This is a genomic window from Methylacidiphilum infernorum V4, from assembly GCF_000019665.1.
In the GTDB taxonomy this organism is placed as follows: Bacteria; Verrucomicrobiota; Verrucomicrobiia; order Methylacidiphilales; family Methylacidiphilaceae; genus Methylacidiphilum; species Methylacidiphilum infernorum.
Genome location: NC_010794.1, coordinates 1,213,857 through 1,238,887 on the forward strand (window position 1 = coordinate 1,213,857; position 25,031 = coordinate 1,238,887).

General features: G+C 43.1%; 24 protein-coding genes. 7 read left to right on the top strand and 17 right to left on the bottom strand.

The window, feature by feature from the left end; translation table 11 throughout:
- Positions 1–10: 10 nt before the first annotated feature.
- The 7 genes from MINF_RS05805 to MINF_RS05840 all read right to left on the bottom strand — a co-directional run bounded on the left by MINF_RS05805 (position 11) and on the right by MINF_RS05840 (position 7,127).
- Positions 11–580: a hypothetical protein gene (locus tag MINF_RS05805; RefSeq protein WP_012463636.1), complete on the bottom strand. Its 570-nt coding sequence runs from the start codon at positions 578–580 to the stop codon at positions 11–13.
- 109 nt (positions 581–689) lie between these two features.
- Positions 690–842: a hypothetical protein gene (locus MINF_RS11445; protein ID WP_187146923.1), complete on the bottom strand. Its 153-nt coding sequence runs from the start codon at positions 840–842 to the stop codon at positions 690–692.
- 228 nt (positions 843–1,070) lie between these two features.
- Positions 1,071–2,912: a glycoside hydrolase family 15 protein gene (locus MINF_RS05815; RefSeq protein WP_012463639.1), complete on the bottom strand. Its 1,842-nt coding sequence runs from the start codon at positions 2,910–2,912 to the stop codon at positions 1,071–1,073.
- A gap of 5 nt (positions 2,913–2,917) precedes the next feature.
- Positions 2,918–3,529 (bottom strand): NAD(P)H:quinone oxidoreductase, encoded by a 612-nt coding sequence (wrbA, locus tag MINF_RS05820; RefSeq protein WP_012463640.1) that lies wholly within the window; start codon positions 3,527–3,529, stop codon positions 2,918–2,920.
- 612 nt (positions 3,530–4,141) lie between these two features.
- A complete protein-coding gene (locus MINF_RS05825; RefSeq protein WP_012463641.1) occupies positions 4,142–5,392 on the bottom strand; it encodes a glycosyltransferase in 1,251 nt (416 codons plus the stop codon).
- A gap of 432 nt (positions 5,393–5,824) precedes the next feature.
- Positions 5,825–6,286, bottom strand: a complete 462-nt coding sequence (locus MINF_RS05835; protein ID WP_048810202.1) for a Slp family lipoprotein — start codon at positions 6,284–6,286, stop codon at positions 5,825–5,827.
- 55 nt (positions 6,287–6,341) lie between these two features.
- Positions 6,342–7,127, bottom strand: coding sequence for a hypothetical protein (locus tag MINF_RS05840; protein ID WP_012463646.1), 786 nt, complete (start codon positions 7,125–7,127; stop codon positions 6,342–6,344).
- Positions 7,128–7,419: 292 nt separating this feature from the next.
- On the opposite strand from MINF_RS05840, the gene MINF_RS05845 reads away from it, so the two are divergent.
- A complete protein-coding gene (locus MINF_RS05845) occupies positions 7,420–8,523 on the top strand; it encodes a hypothetical protein (RefSeq protein WP_012463648.1) in 1,104 nt (367 codons plus the stop codon).
- A 232-nt stretch (positions 8,524–8,755) separates the two neighbouring features.
- Here the strand turns inward: MINF_RS05845 and sixA are convergent, their stop codons facing one another.
- A complete protein-coding gene (gene sixA, locus MINF_RS05850; RefSeq protein WP_012463649.1) occupies positions 8,756–9,241 on the bottom strand; it encodes a phosphohistidine phosphatase SixA in 486 nt (161 codons plus the stop codon).
- Positions 9,242–9,830: 589 nt separating this feature from the next.
- Between sixA and MINF_RS05855 the strand changes: the two genes are divergently transcribed.
- Positions 9,831–10,115: a hypothetical protein gene (locus MINF_RS05855; protein WP_012463651.1), complete on the top strand. Its 285-nt coding sequence runs from the start codon at positions 9,831–9,833 to the stop codon at positions 10,113–10,115.
- 351 nt (positions 10,116–10,466) lie between these two features.
- Here the strand turns inward: MINF_RS05855 and MINF_RS05860 are convergent, their stop codons facing one another.
- Positions 10,467–12,371, bottom strand: a complete 1,905-nt coding sequence (locus MINF_RS05860; protein ID WP_079200427.1) for a heavy metal translocating P-type ATPase — start codon at positions 12,369–12,371, stop codon at positions 10,467–10,469.
- Positions 12,372–12,475: 104 nt separating this feature from the next.
- On the opposite strand from MINF_RS05860, the gene MINF_RS05865 reads away from it, so the two are divergent.
- Positions 12,476–13,507, top strand: a complete 1,032-nt coding sequence (locus MINF_RS05865) for a hypothetical protein (protein ID WP_012463653.1) — start codon at positions 12,476–12,478, stop codon at positions 13,505–13,507.
- Between the two features lie 4 nt (positions 13,508–13,511).
- Here the strand turns inward: MINF_RS05865 and MINF_RS05870 are convergent, their stop codons facing one another.
- From MINF_RS05870 to MINF_RS05885, 4 genes are read right to left on the bottom strand one after another with little or no spacing between them, the layout of a single operon-like run.
- Positions 13,512–14,213 (bottom strand): hydrogenase expression/formation C-terminal domain-containing protein, encoded by a 702-nt coding sequence (locus tag MINF_RS05870; protein ID WP_012463654.1) that lies wholly within the window; start codon positions 14,211–14,213, stop codon positions 13,512–13,514.
- 11 nt (positions 14,214–14,224) lie between these two features.
- A complete protein-coding gene (cybH, locus tag MINF_RS05875; RefSeq protein ID WP_012463655.1) occupies positions 14,225–14,920 on the bottom strand; it encodes a Ni/Fe-hydrogenase, b-type cytochrome subunit in 696 nt (231 codons plus the stop codon).
- A 9-nt stretch (positions 14,921–14,929) separates the two neighbouring features.
- Complete coding sequence (locus MINF_RS05880; RefSeq protein ID WP_012463656.1) at positions 14,930–16,732, bottom strand: nickel-dependent hydrogenase large subunit; 1,803 nt, start codon at positions 16,730–16,732, stop codon at positions 14,930–14,932.
- A complete protein-coding gene (locus MINF_RS05885) occupies positions 16,704–17,852 on the bottom strand; it encodes a hydrogenase small subunit (RefSeq protein ID WP_048810203.1) in 1,149 nt (382 codons plus the stop codon). The genes MINF_RS05880 and MINF_RS05885 overlap by 29 nt, the downstream gene beginning before the upstream one ends.
- A gap of 324 nt (positions 17,853–18,176) precedes the next feature.
- Here MINF_RS05885 and MINF_RS05890 point away from each other — a divergent pair, with 324 nt between their 5' ends.
- Positions 18,177–19,373 (top strand): NAD-dependent formate dehydrogenase, encoded by a 1,197-nt coding sequence (locus tag MINF_RS05890; protein ID WP_012463659.1) that lies wholly within the window; start codon positions 18,177–18,179, stop codon positions 19,371–19,373.
- An 87-nt stretch (positions 19,374–19,460) separates the two neighbouring features.
- Here the strand turns inward: MINF_RS05890 and MINF_RS05895 are convergent, their stop codons facing one another.
- Positions 19,461–20,153: a rhomboid family intramembrane serine protease gene (locus MINF_RS05895; protein WP_012463660.1), complete on the bottom strand. Its 693-nt coding sequence runs from the start codon at positions 20,151–20,153 to the stop codon at positions 19,461–19,463.
- Positions 20,154–20,357: 204 nt separating this feature from the next.
- Between MINF_RS05895 and MINF_RS05900 the strand changes: the two genes are divergently transcribed.
- Entirely contained in the window at positions 20,358–21,617 is a 1,260-nt protein-coding gene (locus MINF_RS05900) for an FIST signal transduction protein (RefSeq protein WP_012463661.1), read from the top strand.
- A gap of 123 nt (positions 21,618–21,740) precedes the next feature.
- A complete protein-coding gene (locus tag MINF_RS05905; RefSeq protein WP_238523442.1) occupies positions 21,741–22,076 on the top strand; it encodes a VanZ family protein in 336 nt (111 codons plus the stop codon).
- 6 nt (positions 22,077–22,082) lie between these two features.
- Here the strand turns inward: MINF_RS05905 and MINF_RS05910 are convergent, their stop codons facing one another.
- Positions 22,083–22,496 (bottom strand): VOC family protein, encoded by a 414-nt coding sequence (locus MINF_RS05910; RefSeq protein ID WP_012463663.1) that lies wholly within the window; start codon positions 22,494–22,496, stop codon positions 22,083–22,085.
- Positions 22,497–22,576: 80 nt separating this feature from the next.
- Here MINF_RS05910 and MINF_RS11185 point away from each other — a divergent pair, with 80 nt between their 5' ends.
- Positions 22,577–22,786, top strand: coding sequence for a hypothetical protein (locus MINF_RS11185; protein WP_148205162.1), 210 nt, complete (start codon positions 22,577–22,579; stop codon positions 22,784–22,786).
- A 12-nt stretch (positions 22,787–22,798) separates the two neighbouring features.
- Here MINF_RS11185 and MINF_RS05915 read toward each other — a convergent pair whose 3' ends face one another.
- Together MINF_RS05915 and MINF_RS05920 are read right to left on the bottom strand one after the other, a co-directional pair.
- The gene (locus MINF_RS05915) at positions 22,799–23,776 is read right to left on the bottom strand and encodes an alpha-amylase family glycosyl hydrolase (protein ID WP_012463664.1); all 978 of its coding nucleotides are present in this window, start codon (positions 23,774–23,776) and stop codon (positions 22,799–22,801) included.
- Positions 23,777–23,859: 83 nt separating this feature from the next.
- On the bottom strand, positions 23,860–25,005 hold the full coding sequence (locus MINF_RS05920) for a glycoside hydrolase family 57 (protein ID WP_012463665.1): 1,146 nt from the start codon (positions 25,003–25,005) through the stop codon (positions 23,860–23,862).
- Positions 25,006–25,031 lie beyond the last annotated feature (26 nt).

The following is a 25,031-nucleotide window of genomic DNA, read 5'->3' on the forward strand; positions in this document are numbered from 1 at the left end:
CAAAACTTGCTTACTTTCTTAAAAGTCCATCCATCCGGAAAAGCGAAAAACTTAAGACGGTCGCTAAACCCACCGCCCAGAGTAAAATCCCTGTTTGACTAGCCGTAAAATAATAACTCCAGGGCTTGATAGCAACCACGATAGGAAAATCAAAAGTGAGCTCTTCACCCTTCTTCTTTTGCATGATCACTTCCAACCGATACCTTCCTTTTTCCAAGTAGGCGGGAAATGAAATGGTCCCCCCAGGATAAGTTTGAAGGGGAAGGGATTTAACCAGTTCATTTTTTTCAGAAAAAAGCTTTACCATAACGGGGGTCGTTCTTGCCTTATCATTGATCAGGTCCACCACTATAGTCGCTTGTCCGGGATCGGGAACATTGTCACAAAAGGTGTCCCCTTGGTAGATCGATTTCTGAGTGTAAAGATCCATATGCACAGAATAGCCATCCTTTTCCATAACAGGACACTTGAACCTGCCGGCATTTTTGTTGCAGACATGACCACAATCGGCAAACGAAGAACAAGGCAAAATAAATAATGTTCCTACCGTTCCAATCAGGAATAAAACTAGGGATTTCATGTTAGTATGAGTATTGAATGAGATAACATTACTATAAAAATAATTTTAAAAAAAAGAAAAAAATTCAGTTTTGGTAGGATTTTTAATCCCTCCTGTTTTTTTAAATACTTTAACCTTTCTTCCGCTGGGGAGCCCATGCATCCCCGAAAAAAACATGGTTAAAACCGGTTTCCTGCTCTTGAGCGAGGTTAGCTTCAGCCAGGGTAAAAGGCCAAGACCTTCCTTTCGCTCCACAGGCATAAGCCCCGGTCACAGTTGCCATAATGTGCCCAAAAACATATAAGCATACGCAAAAAAAAAGAGCATCCTCATTCAACGGTAAAAACTGCTTTAGCTTCTAGCCTATATCTTTTTGTTCAGGGCAATCTTAAGCCCCATTTTGAGGAAAATGATCTCCTTTCATACAAAATTTTATTTTAAGGCCTTTGGCCTCCTTGCCCATTCAATGACTTGACCGATTTCTCCCAAGATCGTTTTTACCGTTCAGAAATTACCCTCTAGTTCCCAGTGCCTTATCCAGATTATAAGCAGAACTGATCAAGGCGAGATGGGTAAAGGCTTGGGGAAAATTCCCCAAGGCCTCTCCGCTAAAACCGGTCTGCTCCGCATACAAACCGACATGGTTGGCAAATCCAAGCATCCGTTCAAAAAGCAGGTGAGCCTCTTCAAGCAGATCGCCCTTGAATTGCCCCGCCCGGGCCAAAGCTTCTACAAGCCAAAAGGTACAAATATTAAAAGTCCCCTCTCTTCCCCTTAACCCATCGGCGGTTTTGTCCAGGTTATAGCGATAAAGAAGGTTATTGGCTAGAAGACCTCCCTCTTGAGGAGGACGCATGACCGCCTCCAGGGTCCCTAGAATTTTAGGGTCCGTAGGAGAAACCAAGAACACCATGGGCATCAATAGAGTGGCTGCATCCAAGGCATCCGAACCCGGGTACTGCACGAAGCTCTTTAGCCTTGGATTCCAGCTTTTTTCCAAGATATAAGTGTAAATCTCGTTGCGCACCTTTCGCCAGCCGCTGACATCGGTAGGAAACGATCTTTTTTCAGCTAACCTTAAGCCACGATCCAAGGCTACCCAACACATTAACTTTGAATAGGTAAAGTGCCGCCGTCTTCCCCTCACTTCCCATATTCCCTCATCTTCCTGTTGCCAATGTCGGCACACCCAATCAATCAAACGCTTTACTTCCTGCCATTCCTCGTAGGAAATGGGAGCTCCATACTTATTACAAAGATAGATCGCATCAACAAGCTCACCATAGATATCCAGCTGGAGCTGCTTGTAAGCATTATTACCGATTCTTACTGGCCTAGAGCCTTTATATCCCTCCAAGTGGTGTAGTTCCATTTCTTTCAATTCCGTTTTTCCATCAATCCCATACATGACTTGCAGTGGAGGTTTATCTCCCGAAAAACCCCGGTAAACCTTGGAAAGGAATTCCATGTATCTTTGCGCTTCTTCTGTAAAGCCAAGGCGCATGAAAGCATAGATGGTAAAAGCCGAATCCCTAATCCAACTAAAGCGATAATCCCAGTTCCTCTCACCTCCGACTTCCTCGGGTAAGCTTGTTGTAGGGGCGGCGATAATAGCTCCGGTGGGTTTAAAAGTAAGAAGCTTTAAAGTTAATGCTGAGCGGTAAACCATTTCCCGCCAACGGCCCGAATATTGGCATTGAGCAATCCAGTCCCTCCAATAGTCTACGGTAACCCTGAAAAGCCTTTCAGCCTCCTTGTTTGAGGTGTGCATCGCCCATTCTGAACCCGGGGTCATTTGACTAAGGACAAATACCGTTGTGTCCCCTTCCCTAAGAGTAAATCTTGAAACAACTCCATTTTTAGATATTTCAAAGGGCTTATCCGTAGAAAGAAGAAGCTTCAACTTTTCCGTAGAAAAAACAGCTCCTGCCGTAATTCGTTCTGTCTGATGGGGATCTAAGGCATAATTAAAGGCGGGACGACATTCAAGAATAAAATCTATAGCTCCGCGAACAACCGTTAACCTGCGAATAAGACGAAACCGATGCAAGCCGGTTTCATTGACCGATTCCACAGGCATAAAATCGGTAAGCTCGGCCGCTCCCTGGGAAGAAAGAAAACGGGTGACCAGTACGTTTGTCCCCGGCCAATAGAACTGCTTGCAACGAACATCGGTTTCATGGGGTGTAATTTGAAAACGCCCACCCTTTTCGTCGTCCAGCAAAGCCCCAAATACACTAGGGGAATCAAAAAAAGGGATACATAACCAATCGATTGAACCGTTGATGGCGACAAGGGCCACCGTGTGCATGTCTCCTATAATGGCATAGTTCTCGATAGGTTGATAGGCCATAGGTCTTAACGGACAAGCTTTGCGGTAAGGGTTGCCACATGCTTTCCCTGGAATCTGGCTCCAGCCAGCTCGTTTTCCGTGGGCATTCTCTCTCCTGCGCCTCCAGCTATTGTCGAAGCTCCATAGGGAGAACAACCGCTGACTTCATCCACAACCATTTGCCCAGTAAATGAATAAGGCAGGCCAACGATAACCATCCCTAGGTGAAGCAAGCTCACCATGAAGGTCAAGATCGTCGCTTCTTGTCCCCCATGCTGTGTATTAGAACTACAAAAGACACTGCCCACTTTGCCTATTAACTTGCCGCTCAGCCAAAGCTTGCCTGCACTATCCAGAAATTGCCTCATCTGGCCACACATGTTGCCAAAACGAGTGGGGGTGCCAAAAATGATCGCATCGGCTTCTCCCAGTTCTTCAATAGGACAGACAGGAATATGGGCGAAGGCTTTCTGGGGTTCAACCGCTCCCATTTTATGGAGAATTTCGTTACTTAACGTTTCTGGAACTCTTTTCAGGACGACCTGTGCTCCTTTAACGGATCGGGCTCCTTCAGCAACAGCTTCGGCCATCCTATAGGTATGACCATACATCGAATAAAAAACCACGTAAATTTTCATTATTTTTCAACCCCGCTTAAGCGCAAAAACCCATATTAACCTGGAAAAGGGAAAAAACGACTTTTTTTTAGTTAATCCAATAGTCGCGGATAGGGTCATAAGGAAAAATTGAAAAATGCAATCGATTAAAATTCCTAATCATCTTTGAGGCTAGGGACGGCGTTGGGGACCGATTGACAAGATTATTTTCAATATAAAATCAAGCTGAATGCCTGCTTTGCTGCTCCTTTTCTACAAAAACCAATCAGGCTTCAAGTAGTTTTAAATTTACATTTAGGACAACCGCAGGCCTTGCGGCCATCACGGCTTAAATGGAATTGCTTTTTCATCTTCCAGGATCACTTACCTCCTTGCTTCGATATTATTCAGGGTTGTTTTTTCCGCATGATTTTTACATACTCAATTTTCCATCCTATACGCTTTCAATAGTAATTACTAAAAAGCTTTTTCAACATCTTTAACAAAATTACTTATTTACAATTGACATGATGATCGATTTTGATTTTTTTGAATAACTTGATTTTTATTTTATTGCAATAATAGTTGTCATATAAGAGAAATTATTTTCAATAGATTTATCCCTTTTTTGATTAATTTTAAGAAATATTAATCTTACTTTGTTTCAGAACGAATATTGAGCTTTTGAGAACAATCGATGAGATTTTCAACGTATTGATAGGGTGTATGATACGTTAAAATGTATTCTTTTGCCCGAATTCCAATTTCTCTTAATTTTTGTCTTTCTTCAAACGCTTCTAATAAGATTTCTTCCAGTTGTTTTTCTACACAACAAGGATCGATCTTCAAGACACAATCATCGGGTAGTTCTTTATACCAACCCGAATTTAATACCACTACCGGCTTGGCCATAAGCATCATGTTGAGGAGTGAACTTGAGGTTTCTCCCATGGTAGGGGCCCTTAAAGCGATACAGATATCCGCTTGGGAAAGCAGTTCAATAACTTGAGCAGGTTGTTGGTAATCGAAAACTTTAACGATATTCTTTAGTTGGTATTTTTTTATGAGACTATGAATATTATACCAAAAGAATGTGCCCCCGATGATCCAATATTCCATGTTTTGTTGTAGAAAAGAAGAATTTTGCAAGACTTTGAAAATGGACTCGTAAGCCTTGTTGGGCAATACATAACCAAAAGTCGCCGCAACGAGTTTTTCTTTACCCCTGTGAGGGGACAACAAAACATTCTTTTGAGAGAGGCTAGCTATATTTTCTTCGGACAAGGTAAAGGGAAGGTTAAGTTTGAATGCCGGTTTAGATAAATTATATTTTTTGATTTTTTCTAGGGCAAAAAAGGAATGGGTTATTACACAAGAAGATTTTGAAATAATTTCTTCATTCATCGGGTACTGAAGAATCGATTGGTCTTCATAAACCTTTTTAAGAAAATTCAGAACCGCTGAAGGCCCTTCTTTAAGAGATTGCGCATTAACTAAGTCCAAAGAATAAAGTTCCTTAAACTTTTCCACGTATCCCGAAAAATTTCTCTTTATGATCAGATAGTATCCCGCATAAAAAAATTGCAATACATAGTCATGAAGAATGACTATACCCGGAAATCTTAACAGGAGCTCATAAGCATAGGAATGAAAACGAAAATCATTACTCATGTTGAAAAACACCAGGTCATAATCCTCGAGCTTCTCCATGACTTTCCAATCGATCTTGTCTCTTTCGACGTAGGGAATAACCAAACATCCCTTTGTAAAGGAGTATTGGGGACAATAGTCTTCAACAAAAAGGCTAAGCTCTGAAACTTTTTTTAAATAGGGAATAACATTAGAACTAAAATCAGCGATCCCCGATTTTTTGGGAGGCAGAGGACTAAACCAAGCAATTTTCACCAGTATAAGCTTTTCGACTGCAATTATCTATGCCCTTTAAGCAAGTTGCAACAATTAATTACTTTCGATAAACAGAAAATCCACCTGCAATCATCCCTTTACCGGTGGAACATCCTTTCATAGGGGCTCGATTGGTTAATCGCTGAAAAGATCAAAACACCAAAATAGAGGAGAAAAAGGAGCATGAGAATCAAAAATACGCTGAAAGCTGTTTTTTTAGATTCCTGTTTTTTCGTTTTATCTTTGGGCTCTTTTCGATCGTTGTCCATCATTGCTAGCAGATGACAAAACAGGAAAAAGTCAATCCTGAAAAAGGAAAAAATATTGGGAAAATGCGGAGAATATATTGCGGTATTTCCCTTAGGCAAGTATAAGCATTTATCCGTCCGAATCCAATGGCAACAGTTAGATTTTTTTTGAAAGCTGTTGGCTTCAGTAAGTATCTGACCAAAGATGGATGTGGGAAGCCGAGATTACGGGGTATTTATAAGGTCTTTGACCAATAATTCCCCGTTGAACCCGGCTTAACCTCCCTATAACCGTAACACTTTTGCCTCTTGTATAGATGGAAGGATCCAAAAATTTTTTGGTTGAAACGATAAACCTTCCATAACTGAGATCGGTGGAGAGAGGGACTTTGAAACTCCGAGAAAGAGGTTTATGGATGACTTCCATGAGGGTTTTATCCGGCAAATTCTGCACTTGGGCAATGACTCCGCCTAAAAAAAGCCGACTTCCAATAAATTCTTCAGGATGGGCAATAATGACAGAAAAAGGAGGCTGCGTTTTTAGAATATTCTTCTCCTCCTTGGTAAAGGGACCCGCCTGACAAGCAATGAGAGAATACCAGAAGATCCAAAAAAGGATAAAAATTTTACAAGGCTTTTTCCTCATGGAAAATAAGAAAAGGCAAAAACTGACTGGACATTAAAGACCGGTCATCCACTTTTTATCCCTTCAATAAAAACACGTGTTCTTGAGGATCGTAGTCTATCTTTTCAAGTTGCTTTGCTTTTTTTTGCACAAGATCAGCCCACCAGTCGGAAAGCTGGCTGTTTGTTTTCCCGAGTTTAAAGGCAAGATCCCGGTTCGTTATTCTTCCTCCCGCTTCGGATAGGATTTTTAAGACTTTCTTGGTCTTAATCGCCTCGGTTTTTTTATTCCGGGAGTTAACAATCATAAAGTAGGATTTTTCAAATTTTACGTTTTTAAGCTCTTTCTTGTGCCGGCTTAAAAAGACCCTCAAAGAAGCCGGTTTAACTCCAAGTTTAGTGGCTAAAACATCAATAGGGATGGGACCTTCCTTAATGAAACTTAGAAATTTTTCTACCGTAATCTTTCGCCGGCCCGCAAACTTTGAGGAATCGGTCTCTGTTTGGACATATTTTCTGTGGATCAAGCGTTCTTCTCCGATCTGTTCGATCTCCCGCGGGAAATGGGAAACGAAACGAAGCAAAAATTCCTTGGGACAGCCCAGTTTCTTGCCGAGCTCGGCAAGATCTATTCCTTGTTGACCGGATTCTTCAACGATCCCGATCAGCTTTTGAAAATCTATTTCAAACGGTGTTGTTTTTTCATTGCCAATCGGTTGAAACCCCGAAACGACTAAAGAATTATTCTTGGAAAGATGTAACGAAATAACAGACTTAAGAATATCGGTAAGAAGATTTATACTCTCCTCAGGCAACTCTTTGAGGTGAACCGCCGTAGCAAGGAAGTTTTCGTAAGCGTTCATAATAAAATATCATGATAAATATTTAGAATACAAAATTAAAACAAAGATTGAACATAGACTTTAGACTTCGGCAGAATTTTAACAATATTCTTTAGGGCTTATTCGAAATTGAAATTTCCCATCCGGTTGGCCCTCTATTTAATCCGGCTCAATATCCTTTTTTTCTTGAAGATGATCTAGCCCAAAACGGGAGGACAGTCTTAAAAAATATAATCTCTTCCTCTCATTCTTAAAGAAATATAAACAAGGCAATACGGCTCATATCTATAGAGGACAGTAGGATTAAAAGATCATGTTTTCTTCTTTTCTCCCTTTCAACCCAAAGAAAAAAAGAATTCCTAAAAACAGCGAAGATTGGAAAAAAAATTTCCCCGAGCTGTTCTTTTTGGAAGAAGATTGTCCAAAAATTGAAGCTTATTTAAAAGCGATCCATTTTCTTCAACCTGGAGAGAGAGTTCTCTCCTCTCAAAGCTCTAAAGGCTCGACGATCGATAAAATGGTCAAGGTGCAGACAAGCAATAGGACAGTGATCTTAAAACAAGCTAGACCCTGGATTGAAGCTTTTCCTTTAAGCCGTGCCCCGATGAGCAGGATATCCAGAGAAGTCGAATTTTACAATATGGCTTTCAATGATCCTTTCCTCAGAAGCTTTATCAGTCAACCCCTCCTGGTGGACAAAGTCAACTATCTGCTGATTCTGCCAGATGACACAACTAAAGATTTTTCTGAAATCTACTCCAAAGAATCCTTTTCAATGCATGACTTAGCGGCAATCGTGGAATTTCTCTCCTATCTCCATAACCGTTTTTTTAATACAAGACCAATCCTCAGGTTCGAAAATCAAGCGATGCGAAAATACCACTGGAGAAGTCTTTTTGTTATGCCTTTTAAGCTCAAGAAAAATCGTGCTTTCTCGGAAAGCGAAAAACAGCTTGAAGTTCTCGTTCGGCGTTTCATGTCAGACTGGAAATTCTATGCTGCAATGAAACAGGCCGGTTATCGCTATTTGGATCAAGGTCCCACCCTTATTCACGGGAACTTCCAGCCGGGATGTTGGTTCCAAAGAAAAAACGGCCCTGAAATCAGGGGCTTTGAATCCATGATTTGTGGAAGACCGGAAATAGACCTGGGATTTCTTTTAGCCCACCTTCTCCTATCGAACTTGCCCGAACACATTCTTTACGTCTTAAACCATTATAAACCTGTAAAAGGTTTTGACAGGGATTTTGCCTTTAAAATTGCAGGAGCCGAAATTTTTCGTAACATCGTTCGACCCCTCTCTTCTTCTAAACTGCCAATAAGTTCCCTAGCCAAGAAAAAGCTTTTATGGACAAGCTATAAAATGCTTATCGAGAATCGGGATATTATCAATCAAATAGCTTTATCAATCAAATAGCTCTCTTGCTCTTTGCCGTATCGCCCGTTCTACAGGCTTCCTCATTCTAGCGTTAGCAGGAAAAGAGGATTCTTTGGTTTACCAAGGCCCGGTTCATTCTTTTCTTTCGACAAGAGTCCACCCCCTTCTCTCCATAGCTGCAATTGCCAGCAGAAGCGACCGCAATGAGCCCAAAAATATCCATGAACAAGCAAAAGAGGAGCTCTTCCCATTTATCGGTTCAAGCCGCTTTTTACAATTTACGGATCTGGGCCTGGCGCAAAAGAAAACGCAGTTCATAGGCGCCTAACCGAAGAGGATCATCCGACCGAATCGCTCCTATTCCCCCTTTATCTAGGGGAAAAGCTTGAGGTCGTCCTACACCGAGGAATTCCGCTAGATGCTCGGCAAGGCTAGGCATGTGACCGACAAGAAAAAGGGAGGATTGCTTATCGTATTTCTTAATGACTTCGAGGAGTTCGGAGGAAGAATGCCCGTTTTCAAGTTGCGGAACAACGACCGGTTTTTTTTCCATTTTCATCACCTGCGCTATAATTTCAGCCGTTTGAACCGCCCGATTTAAAGGACTGGTTAAAATTTCATCGGGTTTGATACCCAGTTTTTTTAACCCTTTTCCTAATAATTTGGCTTCTTCTTTACCTTCAGCGGTCAAGTTTCTCTGGGCATCGCTATCTGCTTTAGGTTCGGCTGTGGCATGACGGATAAAGTAGAGGTTCATAGCTCAATATAATTCATTAAGGAGTTTGCTACGAAAAGGATGTCGCTTTTATCCCTTTTTTTATCCCTATATCCCTATAATATGTCCTTTTTTATCCTTGCAAAGTCTTAGCTTTGAAGATGAACCGGTTGTATATGATACCCAACTCGGTCTTCCTTTTCCTCAAATTTAAGGGATTCCATCGAACTTTAAAAAAAAAAAACATCCCTTGCTCAAGCTATGTTCATGATCATTGGCCTTATTCTATAAAATCTTTTAAAATTTAACCTCATACTTTACCCCTTTTATTATCCCTACTCCTCACCGCCTCTTCACCGGATAGTTACGAAAGGCTTGCTAGCGAGGGCAACCCGCTTTAGACCTTTTGTCCACGGTGCAAAATCCCAATGAGTTTTCGGTTATCGTTTCCGAAATCCTGCCCCAAGAAACAAATCCAATAAAACCAAAAGGGGAAAAGGCCGCCTTCTTTTCTCCTTTATTGGCTATTTAATTTTTTAAAAATAGGTCTTATGCCAGGAAATTCTCTTCTGTTTTTTATCGAAACAAGGAATAATTAAAGGGATAAATTTGAACAAAGAAAAGAAAAACAATGCACATCCTTTTTGATACCTTGAAACTTTCCAAGAAACTCGAAGAAGCGGGAATGCCCGCCAAGCAGGCTGAAATTCTTTCATCGGTTCTTGCTGAAAGCCTTCTAAAAGAAAGTATAAATTCGAACATGGACCTGGAAAGCCAATTCAAGCTTAAATTAGAAGCTCGGCTCGAAAAGCTTGAAGCAAAAATTGAAGAACTGGGCAAAACTCTAAACCAATATTTTGCCTTGGTTATGGGTGGGATTGTCCTTTTAGGGATTATCTTGAAGATCCATCTCTAGGCATCTCTACCTTAGTAACGTTCTTAAGACTTCAAGCAATGCCACCCTCTCATGTCCTTTCCCTCGTCGTTTTGTGCCGAAAGACTCCAGGATTGCCATAGCCTTTTTGTTCTCTTCTTAAGTTGCAGGTATAATGATCGTTCTTTCCGGAAGGTATTCGTTACCGCCCTTTGCCGTTGCAAAAAAGGGTCCAAGCATGCGACCCTTAACAGCACAGATTCCATATTTTCATCCTTTTAATAATAACCTAGTTATCCTGCTTTAATCTTCCCCATAATCTGTCCCTCTTTCTCAAGTTAAAGCAAAGGAAGAAAGAAAAAGCCCTTAAAAGAGGGGAAGTTCATTTTAAAATTAAAAATCTTTCAACACGCGGGGAGGAAACGCTGCCCGCAGAGCGTTAAGAATCGATAAAACATCGATTATTTCTTGAATAACAGCTCCTTCTACAGGTGTTAACTTGCCGGTTGCGGCTACAGCCATTCCAGCCAAACTCAAAAGAATACCGATAAGGGCACTTTGCAGGGCTATTTTCCTCAATCTCTTGCCTATATGCATAAATTCATCCACCTTTATCAAGCTGTTTTCCATAGCTACGACTTGTGCGGCCTGGGCTGTTACATCTGTGTTTATCCCCATTGCTATCCCCACCGTTGCAGCCATCATCGCGGGGGCATCATTTATACCGTCTCCAACAAATAGTGTTTTTGCCTTCTTTGTTTCTTTCTTAACTATTTCGAGTTTCATTTCGGGGCTACATTGAGCATAAACAGAAGAAACTCCGACCTGTTCAGCCAGATAACGCACTTCAGATTCTCTATCCCCTGAAACGATCAGCACGTTTTTAATCCCATGTTTTGAAGCTAGGTGAGAAATAAATGGTCTACTCTCCTTTCGAGGGGAGTCTCGGAAACGGAAAGTTGCTGCATATTTCCCTTCTAAAATTACGACGCACTCCAGTCCCCCTGAAGTTTTGGGCATCTGGTCCCTTCCCTCGATATGATCGGGCAACTTTGAGCTGGCGGTTATCCATAGATCCCTCTTGCCCACCTTTCCCCAAAGACCGTTTCCCGGAGGTTCATGAACCTCGCTCACTTCAATGAACTTCGATTTTCTCTTTTTTGCTTCCTCTAAAAAGGCTACCGCAAGGGGATGTTTAGAATAGCGTTCAAGGCTAGCAACGCTATCGAATACAAGAGTAGGTGGAAAGAAAGAAGAGTAAAATTCTTCTTGGAGTCTTGGTTTGCCGTAAGTTAAAGTGCCCGTCTTATCAAAAATGGCGGTCCTGCACTTTTCAACCTGTTCTAAGGCTCGACCATCCTTGACAATAATAGCCCTGCGTGCACATAAAGAAATAGAACCGATGATGGCCACGGGAACCGCTAAAAGCAGCGGACAGGGGGTAGCAATGATGATGACCGAAAGAAAACGTAAAGGCAAACCCGAAATTATCCCCGCTAACGTAGCAACGGCTATTGCAAAAGGGGTAAAATAGGCACCGATCTGTTCCGCCAGCCTTCGCATCCGGGGTTTTTCTTCTTCACATTTTTTAATCACGGCCATAATTTTCGCATACCGTGAATCTTCAGGCTTGTTTACTACGCGGATGGTTAGTGCATCCTCCCCATTGATCGCTCCAGAAATGACCGGGGAGCCAATCGTCTTTGGAATCAGGAAAGGCTCTCCGGTTAAGTAACTTTCGTCCATGACCGATTTCCCTCCGATCACTACACCGTCCGCTGGACAGATCTCATGAGGAAAAACGACAAGGGGCATTCCCACTTCAACCGCGCCTAAGTCGATGTCTTCTACGGAAGAATGCAGCTTGAGATGGGCTACCCTAGGTATTCTCCCGGCTAAAACTTTCAATACGCCCGATGCCCGGTCCACGGCAAACTGCTCTAGGAATCGGCCTCCACTCAGCATTAAGATCACTATCACTCCAGCCAAGTATTCACCCAAAAGAAATGACCCTACGATAGACAGGGCCGCTAGTTGATCTGAACCAAATTCGAAACGAAGCAATTTAACTCCCAAACCGACGACTAAAGGTATTCCACAGATCACATAGCAAACAAGAAGAGGAATCCGGGCATAAGAAGAACCCCCTCGAATACCATAGGAAAGGACAAGATAGAGAAAAATCGCCAAAAGAGTGATCAAGGCTATAAACCCATTTTTTATGGATAAATGAGCTTCAAGTTTTGTATTTTTCTTTCCCTTCTCTTTTTCCCCTAGGCTTCGATGCGGTTTTTTCATCAATGCAAAAAATTAAACTTCTCTTTACAATAGGTAAGTAACTTCAGATTAAAGACTAAATGAAACCTCTCATAAACCATAGCACCGTGTATCGAGGTTAAAAAATGGGCTTTCAAAAAAACAAAGATTTAATAAAAAGCCATCCCCGGAAGATTAACTTTCTTTGCCTGTACCTCCTGGGAATAGTCTCTCTTTTTACCCTTAACTCCGTCCCTAGGCTTTATGCACATGAGGTAGTTATCCCCTTTTCTGAACTGCACAAAAAATTGTCTGCTTTGGGTACTAAACCTCGCAATGTCTGGACTTATGGCAAATTTACCGCATGGGAAGAGGTTCAGGATGGGGTGTTTGCTGCCAGTTTCCCCAAGCTGCTGAGCTATGGTATTTTTCAAAAACTATCCGCCTTTACCGTCTCGCCAACAGAAGTTATCGTTCAGATAGCTGTTTGCGAGACCGATATTCCCATTCCCGCAATTAAACAAGGAACGCGGTTTGAAATTACAAGGACTGAACCTGCAGAAGTGCTTGAAATGATTCAATCCAATTCTTTTTATGCCCGGCTAAGGCTTTCAGCATCACCCCTCATTTTATCTATTCCCAAGGCCGAAAAGGTAAAAAACAAAAAAGGAAAACCGCAAGAGCAGAGAACCTTAGCCCACGAGCAACAGTTCGAAGAAAGCTCTGGTTCCGGGCAGGCCAACGATGAACCTCTTGTCGTCCACTTTTCTGACATCGAAAAAGCATTGAAAAAAAGAGGCCCGCATCCGCAGAATACATGGACCTATGGACGATTTTCAGTGGATAGCCCTCTACAAGAAGGTTTATTTATCGCTCATGAAGCAGGGCTTGCCACCCGGAGAATTGTCGAAGGGGTAATCAGCGCCGGAATCATTTTTCCCTTTGGGGAGAGATACGATAGCGCGATTTTTATCTCCGAGATCCCTAGGCTTAAGATTCCCAAAAAATCCGTGATTGAAATTTCTAAAAATCAACCCGCCGCTGTGGTAGAAATCGTTCAGGCCAGCGGGCTCATCGTGCGTATCGAGCTTGACCATAAACCTAAAATCGAAAAAGAAGGCTCTTCGGATGGGGCTAAAGACTTTTTTTCTCCACTCATCCGAGCCTTCAGTCCCTAATGTCTCAAATAGGAATTTCATGGTCCATTTTTTCCATGAGTTTCTCTATTTTTGAAAGTCCTCTTTCCATGTCTTCCCTTGCCGTTCTAATCAGGGAAGGAATAGAAGTAATCTCGATGGATTTGAAAATGCTTTTTCCCTCTACGTTGAGGTGTTCAACCCACCAGATATTTCTATAAGGGGTATTTTTAATCCAACATTGTCCATATCCCTTTATGCAAATAGTTAACTCTCCATGGCCCAACTTCTCATCCAAGAGCTTTTGATCAGCTAAAGATAGGGGTAAAAAGTTTAACGGGATAACCCTTGGATGTGTGGTGAAATCATGCTCCCGGGCAATCCGACTGATTTCTACAAGGATATAGGGGCCGTTCATTAATCCGGGACGAATAGTTGACAGTTCTCCGAGGTTAAAGGAAGGAATTAGGGGAAGATCACCTTGAACTTCTAATAAAAGAGTAGGAAGTTCTCCTACTTCAAGACACTTAAGCTCTCCACTCTGCCATGTCGCCCACAGACCGGGAATTTTACTTTCAAAGACCACCCGCCCTGAATTCCTGCCGAAATGCATTTCTACTTCTCCTCCCTCAAGAAGATAGGATAAGAGCTCCGAGCCTCGATTCCCACAAAAAGGAACCTGGACTACCCTCTTCCCATCTCTTTCTTCAAGGAAAGACAAATAGATTTTTTCAAGGAGATCACGCATGGGTTTACTTCTTAAAGTCGGCCATTGCGTATCGTTCTCCAGCCATTGATCATCGTTTCAATAACCGTTACTCTACCCAGGATATCCTCCCTAATCACGACGTAAACATGGACAACGATAAAAGCGGCAAAAAGCCACATCCCGAGATGGTGAAAGGTATGGAGAGTCTGGCTGCTGCCAAAAAGAGGAATGATCCAAATTGTAAACAGGTAATAAGCCCAGCTTCCCATCCCTTCCATTTCACCAAACAGGGCTAATCCCGTCAGGAGCATAAACCAGTCAAGAAGAAAGACTAAAAAAGTAGTGAGCCGGTTTAAGGGATCCGCTTCGACATAGATTTGGGGTTCTTTATCAAGAAAAAGATACCACCTCATCTTCTTTATTACTTCTTGCCAAAAGCACTTATCAAAAAGAGGCAAAAGAAGAAAATCCCTTCCAAACCTATTCCCTACCAAGGCCCAGTATATTCTCACTATTAGGCCAACATCAAAGACCAGGGCAGCAACAAAATGGGTATACCTAATGTAAGCAAAATTGAAATGACCAAAAGCTTCTCCCCCGATGCTTGGGGGAGGATGGGCAATAAAATACCCACTCAGGGCTAAAACAAAAACCGAAATTGCGTTAATCCAATGCCACAACCTGAGTGGAGCTTCATAAACATAAACAGCTTTTGTAACACACTTTTTTTCTTTAGTTGTTGACATGGCTCTTTTTTAGACCACTCTTAGCTTTGCCAGCTTCCTTCCCTCAAGGTTGATTACATGAGTAGAGCAAGCCAGACAAGGATCAAAGCTATGCAGTGTCCGCAGGATTTCAAGGGGTTCTTCAGGCTTAGCTAATGGAGTACCAAGAAGGGAGGCCTCAAAAGCGCCTATATTTCCTTGGGGATCGCGGGGTGATCCATTCCAAGTCGTAGGAACGACTGCCTGGTAATTTTCTATCTTTCCATTTTTAATGCGGATCCAATGGCCTAATGATCCTCTTGGGGCCTCCACAAAACCTACTCCTTTGGCTTCTAGAGGCCAACTTTGGGGATCCCATTTAGTGGTATCCGCCGTAGACAACTGTCCCGAATAGATATTGCGGATAAGCCTTTGGAAAAACCGCTTCAACATCTTTGCACACCATTCTGCCTCTAAGGCCCTAGCCAGGGTGCGACCTAAAGTCGAGAACATGGCTTCAAAAGGAAGTTCTAATCGACTCAAAGCCCTTTGGATAGGTTCTTTGAAATCCTCTTTGCCTGAAGCATAGCCGATAATAAACCGAGCTAAAGGACCCACTTCCATGGCCCGGCCTTTGAAACGTGGAGCTTTGATCCAGGAATATTTTCCTTCTTCATCCAACTGTTCGATGTTTGTTTTGCTCCCCTTTGCATTTGGTCCTAAAACAAAGTGCGGTTCGGTAATTCCATCCCACGGATGCCGGCTTTGAGTGGGATCGGGATATTCATACCAGGAATGATAAACATATTCTTGAATTTGGGCGATATCTCTGAGATCCACCTCATGAATATTTTTTAAATCTCCATTGATAATTGCTCCACGAGGAATCAAAAGGTTAGCGGCTGAATAGTCGTTTGCCTTGTCAGGGACTTCTCCATAAGAAAGAACATTTTTAGAAGACAGCCCCCCACCATAAAGCCAATTTTTGTAGTAAGAACCAATAGCTAAAATGTCGGGCAAGTAGACCTGCTCAACGAACTCAACAGTTCTATCAATGATCGAAGAGACCAAGTTGAGCTGGCTGATATTTACGGGAGCCCCTGATCCCATGGTTTCATCAATGTTAATCGCACAGGGCACCCCCCCCACTAGCCAGTTTGGATGAGGATTTTTACCACCAAAAACGGCATGAATTTTTACAATCTTTCTCTGGAAATCGAGGGCTTCAAGGTAATGGGCAACGGCCAAGAGATCGACTTCAGGAGGCAATTGATAAGCGGGATGACCCCAATACCCATTTTTGAATAACCCCAGCTGGCCGCTTTCTACAAACTGCTTCAGTCGATTTTGCACATCGGAAAAATAACCGGGTGAAGAAAGAGGATAATCGGAAATTTTTTGGGCAATTTCAGCCGTATTTTTGGGATCGGCCTTTAAGGCACCCACGATATCTACCCAGTCCAAGGCATGCAGATGGTAAAAATGCACGAGATGATCATGAACCATTTGTGTCAGGTGCATGATCGTGCGGATAAAGTGGGCATTTTCGGGAATGGTTATGCCCAATGCATTTTCTACAGCCCTTACAGAAGCCAGAGCATGAACGCCCGTGCAGACTCCACATATCCTCTGGGTGAAGGCCCAGACATCCCTTGGATCCCTCCCTTTTACAATGAGTTCAATGCCCCGCCACATTGTACCACTGGAAACCGCATTGCGAATTACGTTGGCTGAATCGACATTGACTTCACATCGCAGGTGCCCTTCGATCCTCGTTACCGGGTCGACTATAATTCTTCTTCCCGATTTATCTAATGTAAATCCCTCAGGAGTTTTCTTCAGATTGGTCTCCATTTTTTCCTTGCTGTTTTTTTAAAGATTCACTTTCCGGAGATTGAGAAACCGCTTTTTCTTTTTTCTTTTTAAATACCCCGCTGGCTAGGGCATGCACCGCCATAGCTGCTGCTGCTCCCCCGAGAAGACTAAATCCAATCTTATCGGCATCGGTCTCTACCCCAAGGAGCTTGATTTGGGACAGCCGGCTGTAAAAAGGGCCATTATCCCAAAATCCGTCTTCTGAACAGCCAATACATCCATGTCCAGCTTGAATAGGAAAGGATACCCCACCATTCCACCGGGTCGTAGAACAAGCATTATAAGTCGTAGGACCACGGCAGCCTACCTTGTACAAGCAATAGCCTTTTTTTGCTCCTTCGTCGTCCCAGCGCTCCACAAATTGGCCTGCATCATAATGTCCACGCCTGTAGCACTTATCATGGATCCTCTGGCTATAAAACATTTTTGGCCTATTGCGATAATCCAGCTCGGGCAAACGATCAAAGGTGACCATATAGGTAATAATTCCAGTCATGACTTCGGCGATGGGAGGACAACCGGGAACGCGGATAACCGGTTTATCCTTTATAATTTCATGGATAGGGGTGGCTCCCGTAGGATTGGGTTTTGCTGCTTGAACACAGCCTGAAGAAGCACAACTGCCCCAAGCGATAATCGCCTTTGCGTCTTTTGCAGCCCATTTCAACTGTTCAATGAAAGGTTTTCCTCCAACAATACAAAACATTCCCTCTTCCTTGGTAGGAGGATTCCCTTCAACAGCCAGGAGGTATTGACCCTTATAATTTTCGACCGTCTGGCGTAAAGACTTTTCGGCCTGCTCACCCGCAGCGGCCATGAGTGTATCATCATAATCCAAGGAAATCATGGAAAGGAGGACGTCTTTGACCAAGGGATGTCCAGAACGAATAAACGATTCGGAACAACAGGTACATTCAAGGCCATGCAACCATAGGACAGGAATCCGCGGCTTGGTTTCAAAGGCATGGACAATCTCCGGAATCACCTCTACTCCCAAGCCCAAGCTAAATGCTGAAAGGGTACAAAACTTGATAAAACTTCTTCTGCTTATCCCCTGCTGTTGGAGCAAAGAATAAAAAGTTTGCCGGTCCTGTTCCATGACTCCTCGTTTTTATCCATTATAGGCCGCCCAAGGAATTCAACAATAGAGATGCTTTCTCCCAAAAGGGTTCAGGGAAACAGTTCCTTGATCTCCTCTAATCCCTTACAATTACCATAGGGTTTTCCACGGTTACATCCTTTAATGAAACATCCGAAAAAGCTGAATTAATAGGCTTTTAGCAATTATAAAATATTTTATCATATAATTAATATGTTTGATGAATTTTAAATATTATTAAAAATAAAATATTTTAAAATATTTTGTTTACTTATAGCCTGATCAAGTCTATAAATTTTATTAATCAAACCAAAGGAGAAAAATATGGCAAAAGTTCTTTGTGTTCTTTATCCCGATCCTGTCGATGGCTATCCGAAGTCTTATATCCGTGATTCGATTCCTAAAATCGAATCGTATCCTGGAGGACAAACCGTTCCCAATCCCAAGGGAATAGACTTTGTTCCCGGCGAACTTTTAGGTTCAGTCTCCGGGGGTTTAGGCCTAAGAAAGTACCTTGAAAGCCTTGGTCATGAGTTCATCGTCACCTCGGACAAAGATGGGCCAAACTCCGTTTTTGAAAAAGAACTTCCCGACGCTGATGTCGTTATATCCCAGCCCTTTTGGCCCGCCTACCTTACCCCGGAAAGAATCAAGAAAGCTAAAAACTTAAAGTTGGCTATAACAGCGGGCATAGGGTCAGATCACGTGGATATCCAAGCTGCAATTGAAGCGGGAATAACCGTAGCCGAGATTACCTATTCGAATAGCATCAGTGTAGCCGAACATGTGGTAATGATGATTCTATCCCTTGTGAGAAATTATCTCCCTTCTCATGAATGGGCGGTTAAAGGGGGATGGAATATTGCCGATTGTGCTGTCAGAGCCTATGATCTAGAGGGAATGCATGTTGGAACAGTGGCTGCAGGAAGAATCGGTCTTGCGGTGCTAAGAAGGTTAAAACCTTTTGATGTTCATCTTCATTATACCGATACGCACCGGCTGCCCGCCGAAATTGAAAGGGAGCTTGGAGTGACCTATCATCCCGATGTTTATGACATGGTTCCCCACTGTGATGTCATTACCATTAATTGTCCTTTGCATCCTTCTACTGAACATCTTTTTAACGACCGGCTTTTCGAGAAGTGCAAACGGGGAACCTTCCTTGTGAATACGGCCAGGGGAAAGATCTGCGATCGTGACGCTCTGGTAAGGGCCGTGCAAAGTGGAAAAATTGCTGCCTATGCCGGAGATGTTTGGTTTCCTCAACCTCCTCCTGCCGACCATCCTTGGAGGACCATGCCCTACAACGGGATGACCCCTCACTATTCTGGAACAACGCTTTCGGCTCAAGCCCGATATGCCGCGGGGACCAGAGAAATCCTCGAATGCTTTTTCGAAGGCCGTCCCATTCGCGAGGAATATCTCATCGTCAAAGGGGGAAAACTGGCCGGAACAGGAGCCCACTCTTATACCGTGGGAAGCACCACTAAGGGAGTCGAAGAAGCATTGAAAAGTGCCTAGTCTTTAAGTTTGTCTACGGCGGCTTCTTTCTTAAAAAGAGAGAAAGCCGCTTTTTTTTTGAGCTTTTAAAAAGCTCACTCCGGTTATTTACTCCTCGACTGGGAAAGACTTCTTTATCAGCCAACCTATTAAAGCGCCTACCCCAAAGCCCCCAGCGTGAGCCCACCAGGCGACTCCTCCAGATGAGAAGCTCTCAGGACTCATCGACAAAAACGTTCCACTGAATATCTGCATTAAAAACCAAAATCCAAGATAGAAAAGAGCGGGAATTTCAACGAAGGTATACCAACCGAAAACAGGAAGAAGAGTAATGACTCTACTGTAAGGATAAAACACAAAATAAGCGCCTAAAATTGAGGCAATTGCCCCCGAGGCGCCTATAATAGGCAAGGTTGAATGGGGATCTGAAAGGATCTGAACGATTTCAGAGACAATCCCTCCCAGGATATAAAAAAATAAGTAACCCAAATGCCCCAAGCGATCTTCCACGTTGTCTCCAAAGATCCAAAGATAAACCATGTTCCCAGCTATATGCAAAAATCCTCCATGGAGAAACATCGAACTTAAAAGGGGAAAAAAGCGTTTAAAATCCCAAAATTGCCCTCCAAAATCAGTCCAGTAAACAAAGCGCACAGGAACATTCCCATAATCCAAGAAAAAATTGTTTAAACTTTTCCCCAAGCTCAGTTCGTAAAGAAAAACGATGACGTTGACCAAAATCAAGCAAAGATTCACAAAAGGAATCTTTCTACTGGTAATGGTATCCGCTACGGGAATCATAAATACTAAAAATCTTGATCGGCTACGATTCCTATAATCCTTTATTTCCCATAAATAAAAAAAATCAAAAATTTACTCTCTCTCAGAGGATTATTTCCCAAGCTATAAGGACAGGTGTAAAAATTCTTGTATGCCTGGCTTTTAGCTTGCTAACATAACTGCAAGTTTTTTTGATTTCTTTTTCAACCGACTCGTTCTTCTCCTATGAATATCAGCTCTTCTGCTCTTGTCAAAACCGGGCTGGCTTATGGTCAAACTCCTTATGAAGTCGTTGAATCTTTGTACCGCCAGGGAATTAGACAGCCGGAGTTTTCCATCTGTTTCGTCTCAAGTTCACTGGACCAAAAGCAATGTGTCCGAGCTATAAAGCAATCTTTACAGGGTCATCTCTGGGGGCTCTCCAGCGCAGGTGAATTCAACGGTATTCAAGAGACGATGACTTGTGGAGGTATTTTTCTCCTCGCCGTTGAACCCCTGGGAGATGTCCTCCTCTCTAACGTGGCCATGGGAAAGATGGACGATGAATACCCGGAAAAATCGGCCAAAGAAGTCGTAGATTGCGCTTTTGAAGGGTTAAAGTTTAATCCGGAACTCCTTTACCTAGGCCTATCGGGAAGAAAGCCTTCAGAAATGCTTAAAGCAACCCCTTTTTCTCTTCTCATAGCCCATTCTCATATCGGATCTGAAGAGAAATGTTTAAAAGGCGTCTGTGAATTTGTTGGTCGAGGAGTCAGGATAGTCGGCGGTAGCGGTGCCGATGCTCTTTACCTGGAGCGAGTTACAGAAACCTACTGTTATGCCGAAGAAAGAGCTGAAAAAAATGCCTTGTCCGTTCTTGCTCTCGCCTCAACCCTGAAAAACGGAGTAGGTATAGCTAACGCTTTTCAGCCCATCGCCGGCAAGGGGGCCTTCGTTACGGAAAGTTCGGGAAGAGTTGTCTATTCGTTAAACAACAGGATCGCAGCCGATGTGTACACGGAACTGACGCAATCTGCCGGCTGGCAAGAAGCCTCAAAAGCTTTTAACAGTCATCCCTTTGGGATAGTCGAACCGGTAAGTGGCTATTGGCATGTCCATAGTCCAGCCGCAATTCAAAAGGACGGCTCTATAGTTTTCTTCTCTGAAATTCCTCAAGGCTCCGGAGTCTCACTTCTTGAAGCTAACCCGCAGAGCCGTATAGAGTCCGTTCGAATAGCTGTGCAAAGAGCCATAGCTGACGCGGGATATCCCCGCAAAATTGCCGCTTTGGTCTTTTTTAACTGCATTCTTTGCCATCAACAGTCTGAAAGATTGCAAACGGCAAGCGCGGAAGTCAAAGCCGTCAAGGAACTCGTTGGGGAAACTGTTCCTCTGATTGGAGCTTCAACTTACGGGGAGACCGGCTATACCCTTTCGGGAACGGTAGGCCACCATAACCAAACTACCACGGTATGGGTTTTGGGGGATGAACCGATAACCCGTTAGATTATTGGCAATATTTTCTTTCCTCTCCGTTCTTTCGAAGATATTTTGAGCCTATCGTTTTTTCATATGCAAAAGAATGGAGGACGCTGGGTTTTTTGTTTTTTCTATTGCTACCTGATCCTTATGCTTTCTTCCCTTCCCGGGACAACGGTTGCTCAAATTACATTCAATCTTTCCGATAAACTCCTTCATGTTGTCGCCTATACGGGTCTTGGATTTCTCTTTAGCTGGGCTTCAACTCGAACTATCCAAGGGGTAATTTTAACAGCCCTTTTTGGTGCCCTCGACGAAAACTACCAGAGAATGGTTCCTGGAAGGGAATGCGACCTTTACGACTGGTTTGCCGACTGCCTTGGAGCGGCCGTCGGATCAACTGTTTACTTGGGGTTATTCCGGTTTTTTTATTCTAGGAAAAAAAGATTACCCCAGGCCGATGGCATAAACATAAAAAACAGATAAAGAAACTCAATCCCCTTTATCTTCAGCATTGATTTCAAGGAGATGGCCATCGGGATCGAACAAGAAAATTTGGGGAAAACCGGCTCGACTCTCTAAGTTGACCAATAACCTTTGAGTAGGATCGGGGTGATCTTCTTTGTATCCGTTTGTCCTCAACCATTGCAATGCCTTTTGAATGTTTTTTACTCGAAAAGCAACATGCTGTTGCTGGGGGTTTATGACCAGGCTTGATGTTCGTTGTTTTTCTTCCCTCTCGATTAAGTGCAGTTGCTGGGTTCCCACTTTAAACCAAGCTCCTTTAAAAGGAAAGGAAGGTCTTTCAATCGGTTGAAGTCCAAGCAGCTGAGTATAAAACCGGATAGATATATCCAGATCATTTACGGTCAAAGTGACATGATGGATAGAACCTATTGCAATCATAGAAAAAAATCTTGTTTTTAATCCCTATTAACTATAGGCTAAAACCATCCACGTAAAGTTTTAACCCTCTATAAAAAACTATGAAATGCTGGTTTTGTGAAGAAGAAGCAAGAGGGACATGCGCCGCCTGCGGGCGAGCCCTTTGCCACAGCCATGCCCATATTCACGATGAAATGACCCTAGCTAAATCCGATACCAGTACGGGTTACAGTAGTTACTACAATGTTTATGGAGCTCTAAAGTGTTCTGAATGTAGACTGGAATGGCGCTCCTTTAAGCCCGGTGGATGAGAGAATAAAAGCTTAACCCAAGGCTAATTGTCTTATTTTTAAAGACAAGTTCCACCTTCCCGGCATTTCTTCATACCACCATTGAGGGATCGTTTTCACCACGTCGAGTTTTCTACGAAAACCAAATTCGAATCCGGCGGGAATCAATATGCCTTCACTCTGTTCATAAGCCCGTTGCAATTTTAATAACGCTTCTTCATAGGATGCACACCTTTGGGTATCATGACTTTCAGGAAAACCTACAAGCTTAATGGATTCTTTCTCAAAAAGAGCCCTCTGCTCCGGCCACCAGGGCTGCTGTCCATCCCACCAAAAAATGGAACTCGCCATAAAATCAAAACCGCTTTTAGCTACCTTAACGACCTCTTCAGGAGGGCAACCTAGGGCTTCACCAAAGAATTGAACATCGGGATTGACCGAATGGGCGTGAGCAATAAGTTCTTTCCAGATCTCTTGAGGAACCCCGTAAGCATAATCAGCTCGAAATCCATCTACGCCTATCCATAGCCAATATTCGATCACCGATTTTAAATAATCGATAAGGTGGGGATTGGAAAAGTTAAATTGGGCTAGATCTTTCCAACTAATCCACTGGCCGTTGTCTATACAGCCCGGATTCTTGGGATGATCTCCCTCCCAAATGAACCAATCTGGATGTTCATTGACCAAGGGAGAATCGATGGCAACATGATTAGCTACGAGATCAAGCCAGACCAGGATGCCCTCGCCATGACAGCGGTTTAAAAATTCTTTAAACTGTTCTATCGATCCGTATTCGGGAGAAATAGCCTTGGGATTTAAAATCGAATAAAGGCTGTGAGAGGCTCCAGAAGGACTGATCGGGTTAATGAATAGGACTTTAAAACCCATCCAGATGATTCGATCAAGATGATTTTGCCAATTTTCAATTTTGCCCAGGAGCCGAGGGAAGATGTTATAAATCCATACCTTCTTCTTTTTTTTATCAATCGGTGTTCGTTCTTTTTCCATAGAACAATCCCATCCTGGATTTACCTTTATAAAGGAAAGTTTCCGCCTTGTTCAATCCCGTTTTAAAAGCTTTCTGTCGGGCTTTAAGGCATTATCCTGTAAGCACGTTCTATAAGCTCGTAAAGCTGCGGGAGCCAGGAATCCCCCCAAAAGAGATAACAGCTTGTTTCCGCCTGGAGAACTAATTTTCGGACTTCACCGAGTTTTCTTTTAAACTCAAGATCGCTCGTTGCCTTTTGGCTTTTAGATCTTTCCCAATACCGTGCAGCGAGTTTGTATATCTGCTCCAAAGCTTTTTTCTGAGCCGAAGTGCCTGTCCATTGAGAAAAATCGTATCCGGAAGTCGAACCGACGTTCCAAGCCCCCGTGCGCACCTCTACCTTTTCAACGGGTGGATACTCTGCAATAAACTGGCTTAACAAAACCGGCTCAATTTCCTCCCCTAACCGGATCTTCTCCATGTACGGAGCAAAGAAATAGCCCCAGAAGTTTGCTCCATCACTCAGATTTCTAAACCACCCGCCATTCTCTCCATCCGTCCATGTGGTAATCAACTTGGGGGGAGGAGCCGATTTCGTCTTGTTTTTGATTTCCGCTGTAAACCATGCCGGATCCATCCCACTTTGTTGGGCATTACTGAGATCCCTTTCCCTGGGAACGATAGCTATCCCCTTACCTTGCCATTCCGCTCTGTAAACCTTGCAAGGGGATACAGGCTGTCCATTTTCCCTGCGTACATGAACGCTGTCAACGATCGCATAGCTATATCCCGCTTCCACCAGGTAGGGAATCATTTCCATGGTAAATCCCATCTCGGGAGGGAAAAAACCGGCGGGTTTTTTACCAAAAACCTTTTCAACCATGTCGCGATGAAGCCAAAGCTGTTCTTCCCAATCTTCTTTGGGGATAATCGGGAAAACGGGATGATAATAGCCCATACCCACAAGTTCAATGTTAGGAAGCCCTTTGTAGCCTTCAAGCATGGCGCTTAGATCTACTCTATCCCTGCTTTTCTGCTGAATTTGGGGATCGGTAAGCTGTTCAAGCAAAGTCCCAGAAAAACCAAAATGGACTTTTGCCCTTTGTTCAAAACGCTTCAGAAAGCGTAGCGGTCTTTCGTAAGCCAAAAGAATTTGTTCGGCTTCCCAGCGGTTGGTATCCAACAAAAGAGTTAAGTTGCCCAGGGGCTGGTGCATGTGAAGCCCAAGAGCATGAAAAATCTCCGGCATATCCTCCTCTTCTTTGGATCAGTTTT